This is a genomic window from Photobacterium rosenbergii (assembly GCF_033022775.1).
Classification (GTDB): domain Bacteria; phylum Pseudomonadota; class Gammaproteobacteria; order Enterobacterales; family Vibrionaceae; genus Photobacterium; species Photobacterium rosenbergii_A.
Map to the genome: position 1 here is coordinate 59,149 of NZ_JAWJZI010000004.1, position 13,019 is coordinate 72,167.

Below are 13,019 nucleotides of genomic sequence, written 5' to 3' on the forward strand. Positions count from 1 at the left end.
ACATTGACGCACAACACATTATACGACTGATGATTAGGTTGACACCCCGGAAACCGGGGTGTCAGGCCCTACGTCTACAGCCAGATAGCCAGCTCGTTCTGTGTATCTTGCAGCATGGAGGCAACAACTTGCTTCTCGATGAGCGCACCACCAGTTCGGTAGGCATTTGGCATTAGCGAAATAGCAAGCTCTTCACCATTAAGCTCAACACGTTTCGGTGTGTAAGTACCCTGCTCAGGGTTGATCACCAAGCGGCATGGCTTGCCGTATAGTGTGAAGTCCAGCGTCACTTTACCCATTTGCTTGGCAATCACTGGGTCGAGTACCAAAGACTCGTTATCGAAACGAATACCCAATACGTTACTGATCACCTGATTGATGTAGATACCAGGGCCGCTTGAGTAGATACGCCAGCCACCTTTCACTGCGACTTCGCCTTTTTTCAGCTTGTCGAAATCACGATACGCTTCGTAGCGGTCATTGAACTTACCGTCAGAGCTTGAGAAGTAAGCGTTAGACTGACGTACTTCTGCGTTCGGTACGGCCTTTTGTATACCCACAGGGACAATCTTGTACAGGTTCTGCGCAACTTCATCCGCTTTACCCATCTTACATAGTGCTTCGATGAAACGAATGTGAGCGTGACAGTACTGAAGACCCACTTCACGGCCCAGGTTTGCAGCCAGCTCGGCGCGCTTGAAGTAGCTCTGCTTACCCCCCTGGTATTTCGCCATTTTCTCCATCAGGCGCACGCCGTCAGGGTGAACCAGGTTCTCTTCAATGATGGCCATGTGCTTGTCTGCCATCTTTTTGTCGAACGTTTCAGAGATAATAGAACGTGATGCCGGCAGCAGGCGGTACTTGATACCTGTTTTCTTGTCTGACGGGTGAAGAAGGTACTCAACCTGATCGACGTCTTTGTTCGGTAGGTGGATAAAGCCAGCAATAACACCGTCTTTGATCAGCAGGTTGTTGTAATCCTCTTCCATTTCGATAGCCAGTTTATTGATCTTATGAACAAAAACGGCGAAATCAGGGTTACCTTCAAGCGCGGCACTCATCGTCTTCAGTGCTTGCAGGGTTAGCGGGATAGTCCAGCCACTGACCATGTTTTCACGCAGGGCTTGGTTAGCCGGCTGCAGGGTATCATCCCAGTCACCGTCACCATAACATGATAGCGATGTACCAGGGATCAGGTTGTCGATAATGTGCTTAACCTGGCGCTCAACGTGGGCAAACAGGGTGTAGGTTTCCGGTGTAAAGGCAAAACCGTCTTCAATGCTGGTGTATGGTACTTCGATGTTCAGTACATCCAGATCGCCTGTGGCAGTGATGTAATCAGCGATGGCTTTCAAAGGCCAAACTACGATGTCACCGTGGCAGTCTTCCTGCTGGATCTTGGCGTATTTATCAAACATGAACCACTGTGGCCAAGTACCGGTTTCGATATGCTGGTGGCTGTAGATAGTTTTCAGTAGGTCCACCACACGATCATAGCGCTGCATCGACATAAAGAATTCGAATGGGCCCTGAGAGACATCACGCGTACCCCACGCCGCACCAGAGTATTGCTCTAGGCCGTGTGGCGTGCTGTAGTGCACCAATGCGTTGTGTGTGAACCACTGCATCGTGTCATTCAGCTTCTGTGCGTTGTAGCTGTCATTCTCGAAATCAATGTGGAAGTTATTGATCAGAGCGTGCTGTGAAGCTTGGTATTTTTCAATTTCAGCAGCAAAGTCCAGTGCTAACGGAGCCGTTACCTGTTCAGCGCTCACTGCACCTTGAATCGTCAGGCTTGCTTTGTCTTGTACCTTACCTTGAAACAGTACGTAACGAACGCTATCATCAGCTTTCACTAGCGACACTTCAGCCAGTGAAGCGTCAGGGCGAATCGCGTAGGTCAGCTCAGGGTGAACCGAGTTCATCAGTTCGAAATCGCCAGATACCGTCATGTAATCATCTTTGTGCTCAACCACGACGTTGGCATCATTTTCATTGTTACCCATTACCATTTGGTTAGTCACAATGACTTCAAGCGCATCAGATAGATTAACGGTTTCGATGTCTAGCTGGATTGAAGAAGTATCCTGCGCACTGAAGCTGGTTACAACGATATAACCTTGCTGGTATTTGTATACCCAGCGCGAGAAGTTAAGGCCTGTTTCGTAAGCTGAAGGCATTGAAAGAATACGGAAATCCTCACCTTCCTTCACCCAGATACGCTGACCGCTGTACTTGAATAGGTTCAGAGACGTACGGTCTACGCCCAACAGTTTATTGAAAGAGGTATTGCCAATAACGACATGAGAGTTGAACACACCATACATACCGTGGGTTGAGCTCATCACGGCATTTTGGAAGTCCTGGCAGTTGCCTGAAGAAACCATGTGACCGGTTGAACGCTCAAGCACACGCTCTTTGGCAGGGAGTGTTACATAACGGCTTTCGCCTTTTTGCTTGCCATAGAAGAAAGACAATAGCTTGCCGTCTTGCTCTTCTGCAAAGCGACGCTCTTCACCGAAGAAGTGTTTGATTTCTTCTGCGCTGAGCTCGTCACCAACAAGCACGTTATAGCCATTTAGGAAGAATGAAGGCAGTGTTTGCTCTGTTGCCGCTGTCATTGCCGGCACTGAATATGCCGCTTTGATAGCCTCAAGACTACCCGCTTCAGCAACATTCGAACCTTCTAGGTTAGTACCGAATGAAATGTAGAATACCGATTGAGACTGCTCTGCCGGAGCCAGTATAATGTCCGCAGTTTGCAGCGCGACATAACCCATTTCAAATTGCAGTTTTTCGTTAGCTAGAGTTGGCTCAGAAAGTACTACTGGCGTAGGCTCAAAGCGATAGTTTTTGCCAAAGAACTGATAACCGTCAGTGGAGTAGCCAACAATGGAATCAGTCAGTGAGCCAATTTGAGAGCAAGGGTTACCCGTAGACTGAGGCAGATTCTGGCGCGAGCAGATAACATAACCCGCTTGTTCGAGGTTAAATACCTGATGGTCTAGGTATTGGCTGACGTAGCACTCATTGCTTTTTACGCCGCCTTCATCGGCAAGAGCAAGGTCTTGGCCAAATACCAAGTCGTATTTCAGGGCATCTTTTTGCAGGTTTTCTACCTGAGTGGTAAAGAATACTTTTTCAGATTGTGCGTCCAGGCTAATTACAACCGTTGCACGGAAAGCATCTGTCGTTGTTTCCCAGCCAACCAAGCCCGCTTCAGTACGGAAAGTGCGCATATTGTGGTTAAGGTGCATAAGCGGCATGAATGAAATGCCAGCATCGCTTTTAACGCGAATATATACATTTGACAAAGCACCTTCGAATTCACTTGGCTCGTAAAGGTTTACCATTACATTACCAGATTTAATATTCTTCAGAACATTATGCTCAGCAAATTCTAGGTTTAGTAAGCCATTTGAGACTACATGGCTTGAGTCAGAAATAGTGTGAATCATGAAATTAAAATACCTATAATATAAATTTAAAACTGTCTGTTATTCTGTCGGAATAAAAATATTTTCTTCGGTGCTTCTATCGAAAATATGGCACTTATCCATATTGAAATAAATTTGATGCATGCTTTGTTTGCACAATGCAATGTCTGGATTTACATACTTACAAATCAATTGCTTGCCTGCAAAATTTAGATAAACAAAAGACTCAGAACCCATTTCTTCCACTTCTGTAATTTTGGCTTCGCAGCTGTTGCTCGCTTCACCGATATTAATATGCTCAGGTCGCAAACCTAAAAAAACTTCGTGGCTGTTATATTGTTCAGCTCGGGCTTGCTTCGCTTCTGGCAATTCGAATAAATGACCATCAACTTCTACAGCCATTTTATTGGATTCGGTTTTAATCAGTTTGCCTTCCAGCATATTCATGGTCGGTGAACCGATAAATTCGGCGACAAACTTATTTACCGGTTTGTGGTACAGGTTCATCGGCGTATCAACCTGCATAATGGCACCGCGATTTAGCACACAGATGCGGTCGCCCATGGTCAATGCTTCAACCTGATCATGGGTGACATAGATCATGGTTGCAGGTTTACCGCTCTGCTTAAGTTCATCGTGCAGACGAGAAATACGCATCCGCATCGAAACACGCAATTTCGCATCTAGATTTGACAGCGGTTCATCGAACAAGAAGACTTCTGGCTTTCGTACCATGGCACGGCCCAAAGCAACACGCTGACATTGACCACCAGACATTTGGCCCGGTTTACGGTCAAGCAATTCAGTGATTTCCAGCAATTCAGCCGCTTCTGTCACACGGCGATGAATTTCCTCTTTCGATTTCTTGCGAGTTTCCAAACCAAACGCCAGGTTCTGACGCACAGTCATATGTGGATACAGTGCGTAGTTCTGGAACACCATGGCAATACCACGATCTTTCGGTAGGACTGAGTTGCAATGCTTATCACCGATATGAAGATCACCGCTGGTGATACTTTCAAGCCCGGCAATCATTCGCAGTGTGGTCGATTTGGCACAGCCCGAAGGACCAACCAGCACCATGAACTCACCATCCTTGATGTCCAGACAAAAATCATGAACAGCGTGATAACCATTCTTATAAATTTTGTTTATGTTTTGCAGCTTGACCTGGGCCATAACCGTACTCTTCGTAGAAAATTGTTTGTGTTGAAACGTTTCTACAAATAGTAAGTAATGCCCTATTTACTGTCAACAAAAGGTCGCAAATCAGGTACATGGGTCACACTTTTTTGTCAGCCGGAGAGCAAACAGCTTCCAAGAAGCATTTAAAACAATAAAAATCAGAAACTTAAACAAGATCGCCACCTTTGTATCACCTGCTAAAGAGGCAAATACACAGCGATAGATAAGCACTATGTTGCTGTTAATTCGGCCATCATTAGTCAAAACTTTGATATGGCTCTAACTTTCTAAACGTGAAATTATTGAAATAGCGCTGCGTATTTTTCACTCATTTCGAAACGTTTTATCTAGCGTGAACGCTATTTAGTGTTCATGATGAATACATACCTACAAAAAAGCCCAACTACGTAGCAGTTGGGCTTCTCTCTCACAAAGCAATTAATCGCTAATTATTAGTCAATTAATAACACTGTGCGCTGTGGTTACAGTAATTATCGTCCAACAACTTTTGCTGGTATACACGTACATCGTCCAATACCACGTAGCTACTGGCAGCACTGCTGCTGTCCTGCTTCATGCGAAATACCAGATTCAGCGCCGTTTCACCCGGGCGTTTTCGGACAGTGACGGTGACCTCCTCTGGGGTGTCGTTGTCGATAAAGCCGACGTCACGCCAATCCCCCGTCGGCGTCGCATCCGAGTTCGGTGGGCGCTGCGGGTTTTCGACATCAAACTTAACCTCGAATTTCGCGTCGGTAAGCTCACGTTCACCCACTTTAAAACGCACCAAATAGCGAGTTCCCGCCGGATCGTTCGATATATCGAGCCTCCGCTCGGCTCTTTGCCAACTCGTTACGCCACCGTTCAAATCAAATTTGAGCGAGTTACTACCTTGGATCACGTCATTACTATCATTGGTAATATAAACTTTGCTATCCAATGACCAATTCGCACTGCCTTGTTCGAAATCGCCATTCGGGAACAGCTGTTTGGCGCCAAAAGATTGCAGTGCCGTATTACCAAATACAAATGTCCCGCTGCCTTCAGTGATATATTCAATATGAAGGTACTTTGCATTAGCGGGTTGTGTGGTATCCACCGTTCTAACGATAGCATCCCAGTTAGCAAATACATTGCCGCTCTCGATTGGCGCGTAGGCATCAACAAGGTTGCCGGTGTCCGACCAACTTAACCTCACTCTCGCCTTACCCTGCCCTGATTGAGGCTCAATGAGCGCCGAGACGCGGTACTCGCTACCCTCAATGCCATTCGGTAAATGCACTGCTTGGCTTACAATAGAGCCCGGAGATAAGGTCGCACCATTTCCATGAATGCTACCTCCGCTGACTACATAGCCGTCAAGGGTTTGCCACCCCACATCAACACCGTGTTCGAAATTTGGGTTTTTGAATATGACGTCACGTCCAGCCAATGGTGCCGTGATGTTGTGAATACCCACGATATCGTCCAGTTCTACCCAATCTCCTTGCGGGTCAACCACATCAAAATCTGCGAAAACCTCATCTGTTGGCACCGCAAATGGTGAACGATGATAGCCAAACTCTTGCTTGCTACCATCGGCACGGATCCCCGTGACCAGCCTCGGTGTCATGGTTGAGTACAGTACCTGCTGGCGATTTTGTTCATTGAAACCAATCTGGACTTCAGGGCGATAGAAGGTATTTCTAAATTGCTGAACCACCCCCGGCTGGATCGTTTCTGCAAGCCCAATTGCGCCGTACCAAAAGTCCGCAATCCCCACGCTCATTTTATCGTAGTCAGGCATGTTGGCTGACCAACGCATCAGAAGGTGGGCATCTTCATCACCCGCACTGATCATGGTCTGGCGGCGGCCGTCACGGTAGGCCATGTAAGCGCCAACAACCGCATCGGTTTTTCCAAGCTGACCAAAGCCGCTCACGGCTGGGAAGTGAATAAAATCATCAGGGTGATCGGTCGGGCCGTCGTTGTAGTAGTTGCCGTTCGAGTTGGGGCTATGGCCTGCAGAGAATCCGGCAAAATAGGTAAAGCCCAGCTCATCGGTTTCCGATTGGGTCAGTGCATAGTAGTTATTATTTTGTTCCGCCCACGACTTACCATGGAAGTGGTGGTCCAAAATAAGCGGTCCCCCCATGATAATAAACGCCGAGTGCGATGATTTAATTACGGGCTGATCGAGCAGCTCGTAGTCATAGAGGAAGTTTTCCCTCTCATAGGTAAATTTGCCGTAGTTACGGGTCGCAATAGGATCCTGGGCCGCAGCAATGTCACCGTATAACCAGGTCTCATTAGACATCTGGCGGTTAAGGCGTACCGGGCCAAAATCGTCTGAGTCCCATGTAATACGCTGCTCAGCCCTTACCACATCCCCCGAGCGCTGGAACACTTGCTGAAGGTATTTGGCATAGCTAACAATATTCTGGTTGTCCGGGTACATCTCTGCAGCCTTGATGGCAGCAGGCAGGAATTTCATGCTGATGTAAACTTGATATTGCGGATTGTTTGAGTTGATTGTTCCATCGCTGTTGTAGTTTCGAACAAAGTGGCCATCGATACTTTTCTCCCCGCCCTTACCGTCTTCATGCAGCCCGGCATGGCGTTTTATCAGCAGCTCGACATAATGTTCAATCTCAGGGTCATATTCCACTTGGTCAGCAACCATCAGCAGATACAGAGCCCAGCCGACATTATCGGCAATAGGTGTGGTATTTGGATTAGTGTGCTCAAGCTTGCGATGCAGAAAACCTTCCGGTGATGCGGAATTGCCTGACATACCCGACGCTGTTAGGCCTTTGATAGCCTTAACGTATTGAGACAGCTCATCGCGCGTCCACTCATCAAAGCTCATCCGCTTATCTTTTTCATCACGCAACATGAAGGCACTATCATCGACAAACAATAACTGACCATCAGCCGTTAGGCTGAAATCATGCCATGGGGTCTCCGACAACAGGTACTGAACCGGCGATAGCTGACCGCTGCTCCGTACTTTGTCTATTGGCGAAAACAGTAGTCCAGTCTTGCCATCATGCTCTAGGCTGATATATAGGCCAGCCGCCTCTTCGTTGCCAAAAACCCGGCTGAATCCAACACCCGTCAGGTTCTCTTGCTGGTACACTCGCTGGGCTGAGCGGCTATTGTGCGCCAGTTTGTAGATGCTGTTTGGTGTCTGAAGGAATAGATTGCCCGCTTCCATATCTAGAGCAATGTCCTGCACTGTGCCCGTTACCGAAACCTTATCCACGTCCAGCTGACGGCCATTATTTTCGACCTCATAGGCTGCATTGCGATCCGCTTCAATGCGGTAAACCGCTGAGTCGCCACCAACAAATAGGGTCGACGAGAAATAGTTCATACCGACGCGCGCCACATTGCCCGCGCCGTTTTCCTGCAGAGATAAACGGTGGAAAACGGTCAAGGTTTCGGTGTTAGTATTGTAAGCCAGAATCGCATCATCCTTCTGACCGCCCTCGCTGTCACACACGGCAAGGTAGAGAAAACGCCCCGACGGCGTGAAGGTCATCCCACACAATGCCGTATCATGGTTGAGGTTCATATCGGGCAGTAGATCAACGATATCCGACGCCTCAATCCGGTGTTTCAGCGCTTGATGAATATCCCTGATTTCGATATTCAAACCCGCAGGATCGGCAACGGCATAACTACCCGCCAATTTTGCAGACGCCACACTCTGACCACTGCCGCCATTAAAGGACCATGCGCTGATAGAGACATTTTGCTCCGGCCATTCTAATTCAGGTGGCGGAGTACCCGGCTTGCTATCACTCCCACCGGAACCTCCGCCGCAACCGGCAATAGATGCTGCAAGCAAACCAGCAGAAAACAATTTTTTATAGTTATTCGTGACCGTTGTTGTCATCGTCACTTTTCCTCTTTCTTCACGCTTGGATATAAACGGCAAAACCGGTAGCCCTGCGGTTACCGGTTATATGAATTATTTGAAGCTATGGGGAAACAACTTTTCCAAAGATGGGTTTGGATGACGCTCTAGAGGTGCGTCTCGCCACTCCTTCAGTGGGGGGACTCCGTATTCATCTTGCAATTCAGCAAGGCGGTGAATAAGACGCCCTATTTCTTCTTTATAGCGAGGGTCATCAATGGCATTGACCATTTCGGATGGGTCAGCTTCCAGATCGTAGAACTCCCATTGATCATCAGGGTTATAGAAATGGATTAATTTATACCGACCGTCTGATACCCCGTAGTGGCGGGCAACATCATGAAACCCTGGGTACTCATAGTAGTGGTAATAAAGCGCATCACGCCAACCACCATCGCCTTGTCCTGTCAGTAGTGGCAGTAACGATTTACCATGGACGTCTTGCGGTGTCTGCAAACCGGCAAGTTGCATAAAGGTCGGGGCATAGTCGATATTCTGCACGAGCTCATCGACCACTGTACCCGGTTTGATCACACCTGGAAGCTGCATAACAAGTGGAGTCGAGAAAGACTCTTCATACATAAAACGCTTGTCGTAGAAGCCATGCTCGCCAAGGAAGAAGCCCTGATCCGAGGTATACACCACCAAGGTGTTGTCGCTCAGTCCATTCTCTTCCAAATAATCCAGTACCTCACCGACGCTTTCATCCACTGCAACAATAGTCGCTAGGTAGTCTTGCATGTAACGCTGGTACTTCCACTCCGCCATCTGTTTTTCTGTCCAGTTGACTTCATTGGCATTCATGTGATCATTACGGGCTTGATAAGCTTTATCCCATTCGGCACGCTGCTCATCGGTTAACCGTGCAAGCAAATGCGGCCAGATATCTTCACGCCATTCACCTTCTCCCTCGGCCACAGTCATTTTGATGTCATGGCCGTCCTGAGTGTGGTTAGCAATCGTCATCGACTGCTTGCTTGCCGCTTTGCGCCCTTCGTAGTTGTCGTAGAAGTTATCTGGCAGCGGAAACTCAACGTTCTCAAACAGCTGAGTATGGCGAGGTGCAGGCATCCAGTTGCGGTGCGGTGCCTTGTGGTGCATCAGCAGGGCGAAAGGTTTGGATTTATCCCGCCCTTCATCCAACCACTCTAGGGTCTTATCGGTGATCAAGTCAGTGGTATAGCCCATCTCCATGGTCACACCGTCAGCAGTGATGAAGTCCGGGTTGTAGTACTCACCCTGATCATTGAGGATTTCCCAGTGGTCAAAGTTAAAGCCATTGGGGATACGGTTGATATGCCACTTACCGATCATGGCGGTGGTATAACCCGCATCCTGCAGTGCGTTGGGCCAGTTGAACTGGTTACCATCGAAAATCTGACCGTTATAAGTGAAGCCATTTTCGTGACCAAACTTACCAGTGAGCATCGCCGCGCGGCTCGGCCCGCACAGGGAGTTGGTGACATATGAGTGTTGGAACTGTGCACCGTTAGCGGCAATGCGATCGATATTTGGCGTCGGAGCCAGCTTGGAAATAGGGTGACCATAAGCGCTCAGCGCTTGTACGGCGTGGTCATCAGACATGATAAACAGGATATTAGGCCGCTCTTGGCTCGCCCCGGAGCTTTGCTCTTCTGCAACCGCAGCATTGACTAAGGGTTGGGTAAATGCCCCTGCGACCAAGCATGAAATCAGCGCTTTTTTCATAAATGATTCCTTTGCAAAAGCCCGTCAAAGACGGGCTAACTTATTATTATTTTTCAACCAATTCGAAGCTTGCTTTTTTCACATCGTCCGAGGCGGTGCCGACAAAGACATCAAACGAGCCCGCTTCTACCCCCCAGCTCATATCGGCGCGGTAGAACGCGAGATCGGCAGGTGTCAGAGTGAAAGAAATCGTTTTTGACTCCCCTTTATCGAAATGCACTTTCTGGAAACCTTTTAGCTCTTTAACCGGGCGGGTAATCGAGCCGACATGCTGGCGGGTATATAGCTGAACCACTTCTTCACCGGCGTAATTACCGCTGTTGGTAATGTCGACAGATACGGTCAGTTCACCATCGACAGTCAGCGCTTCGCTGCTCAGGCGAATATCGCCGTAGTCAAACTGGGCGTAGCTCAGACCATGGCCAAAGGCGTACAGCGGTGTATTTGGTGAATCATCATAGCGAGACTTGTAATGTTCCTGGCGTTGGTTCGGATTATTGGCAAAATACGGACGGCCGGTATTTTTCTCGTTGTAGTAAATTGGCACCTGACCCACAGAGCGCGGGAAGGTCATTGGCAGTTTGCCTGATGGCGTATAATCACCGGATAGGACATCAGCAAGAGCGATACCGCCCATGGTACCTGGGTACCAAGCATGAAGGATGGCGTCGACATTCTCATCAGCCCAGCGCAAGTCGTTTGGACGGCCACTCATAACCACCAGCACCATAGGTTTGCCAAGCTTTTTCAGCTCTTCCATCACCTGCTGCTGATTGCCCGGCAAGGTCAGTTCCGTGCGGCTTGATGCTTCACCGGACATGCGCTGCTCTTCACCCATCACCATGACAATCACATCAGACTTTTTCGATGCAGCGATGGCACGCTTCATCTCTTTCTCTAGCGATGAATCATCGGCTGTAATACGTGGAACACCGATACCCTGAAGCGCATCGATTTCTTCCTGTGAAATGATGTATTCGTAGCTTGCACCTTTGGCGTAGTTGATCTTGACGTTTTTACCAAAACGGTGCTTGAACCCTTCCAACACGGTCACTGGGTGCGACTTGCGATCCCCCGCGGCAGCCCAGTTGCCAATCATGTCAAACTTGCTGTCCGCTAGCGGTCCAATCAAGGTGATAGACTTAATTTCGTCGTCTTTTAACGGTAGCGTCTGGTTGTCATTTTTAAGCAGTACGAAAGACTTACGTGCGACATCGCGTGCTGCATTTTGATTTTCTACACTGAGGATTTCACGCTCGGCGCGAGATTCATCATTGTAGCGGTATGGGTCTTCGAACAGACCAAGGCGCCATTTCATCTCGAGGATTTGGCGAACAGCTGTATCAATTTTCTCTTCAGACACTTTGCCTTCGGCAACAAGCTCTTCGAGGTAGTTGATATACAGTTGGCCAACCATGTCCATATCAGCACCAGCGTTAAATGCGATCTCTGCTGCATGCTTGTCGTCACGGGCGTAGCCATGAGGAACCAGCTCATTAATGGCGGTGTAGTCGGTGACTACAAACCCTTCGAAACCCCATTGGTCACGTAGAATATCGGTCAGAAGACGTTTGCTGCCTGTGGCTGGAATACCATTCAAGTCATTAAAGGAGGTCATGAAAGTCGCAACACCGGCATCCACCATGGCTTTGAACGGAGGCATTTGCGTCGTCCAGAGCTCGTGCTCCGACACATCCGTGGTGTGGTAATCACGACCAGCCTGAGATAGGCCATAGCCAACAAAGTGTTTGGCTGTCGCCATAATAGTGTCTTCTTGGCTCAAGTCATCACCCTGAAACCCCTCAACACGGGCAACCGCCATGGCCGTTGACAGGAATGGGTCTTCACCGGCCGCTTCAGACACGCGTCCCCAGCGAGGGTCACGGACTAGGTCAGCCATCGGAGCGAATGTCCACATGATGCCATCAGCAGATGCTTCCTTTGCAGCAACGCGGGCGCTGAGTTTAACAGCGTCGAGATCCCATGTGGCAGCTTCACCAATTGACTGCGGAAAGATGGTCTTATGACCGTGGATGATATCGTGGCCGACAATCAGCGGAATACCCAGGCGGGTTTCTTCAACGGCGATTTTCTGCAGTTCACGACCAAAATCAGCACCATAAGCATTGAAGATAGCGCCAACTTGCCCATCTTTGATTTGCTGCTCATAGGACTCATTAATAAAAGGGCCCGTGACATTACGGAAGCCACTTTGCAGATCTAACTGCCCGACTTTCTCCTTCAAAGTCATTTGGTTAATCAAACCACCGATGAAGGCATCCATCTTCTCTTTGTCATCTTGCCAATGTGCCGTTGACGCAGATTCTGTTTGCTCAACATTGATCATGTCACTAAACATGGTTGAACTTGCCATTACATAACCACCCATTGTCATACTAAGCGCGAGCAAGGTCGGCTTTATCACTGTTTTCATACCATTCCCGAAAATTATCAAATCTATCTGGAAGCCCTGTATCACGGAAAAAGGCGGGATTCTTACGCCTCAAAGCCGTATCGTTTCGAAAAACAACCCAAAACAACCAAAACCTTTAAAATCAGCAAATTAAAACATTACCAATTATGTTGCGCATGGATTTAAGCGCTAACCTCAACTAAAATCATTAAGTCGGATACTAGTTTAGTCGAATCATTTCGACAATGGCGTATATTGAAAAATGAGACCCAATACCCATTTACTCTGCGTGTGGTCATCTAGATGCATATCAAGTCAAAGCGTGAAAATAAAGACAGTTAGCTTGCTAACAGGAGGGCAAAAACGAAAAAGCCTG

At 48.2% G+C, this 13,019-nt stretch carries 5 protein-coding genes; all 5 read right to left on the reverse strand.

All coding sequences use genetic code 11. From position 1 onward, the window contains the following. Window positions 1-74: 74 nt before the first annotated feature. The 5 genes from R2X38_RS11150 to bglX all read right to left on the reverse strand — a co-directional run bounded on the left by R2X38_RS11150 (window position 75) and on the right by bglX (window position 12,664). The gene (locus R2X38_RS11150; RefSeq protein WP_317522305.1) at window positions 75-3,458 is read right to left on the reverse strand and encodes a GH36-type glycosyl hydrolase domain-containing protein; all 3,384 of its coding nucleotides are present in this window, start codon (window positions 3,456-3,458) and stop codon (window positions 75-77) included. A 39-nt stretch (window positions 3,459-3,497) separates the two neighbouring features. Beyond that, window positions 3,498-4,616, reverse strand: a complete 1,119-nt coding sequence (locus tag R2X38_RS11155; RefSeq protein WP_317522306.1) for a sn-glycerol-3-phosphate ABC transporter ATP-binding protein UgpC — start codon at window positions 4,614-4,616, stop codon at window positions 3,498-3,500. A gap of 466 nt (window positions 4,617-5,082) precedes the next feature. Further along, window positions 5,083-8,502, reverse strand: coding sequence for a hypothetical protein (locus R2X38_RS11160; RefSeq protein ID WP_317522307.1), 3,420 nt, complete (start codon window positions 8,500-8,502; stop codon window positions 5,083-5,085). A gap of 75 nt (window positions 8,503-8,577) precedes the next feature. After that, a complete protein-coding gene (locus tag R2X38_RS11165; RefSeq protein ID WP_317522308.1) occupies window positions 8,578-10,230 on the reverse strand; it encodes a sulfatase in 1,653 nt (550 codons plus the stop codon). Between the two features lie 46 nt (window positions 10,231-10,276). After that, window positions 10,277-12,664 carry a beta-glucosidase BglX gene (gene bglX / locus R2X38_RS11170; RefSeq protein ID WP_317522309.1) on the reverse strand — a complete coding sequence of 796 codons (2,388 nt, stop codon included), beginning with the start codon at window positions 12,662-12,664 and terminating at the stop codon, window positions 10,277-10,279. Between the last annotated feature and the right edge of the window lie 355 nt (window positions 12,665-13,019).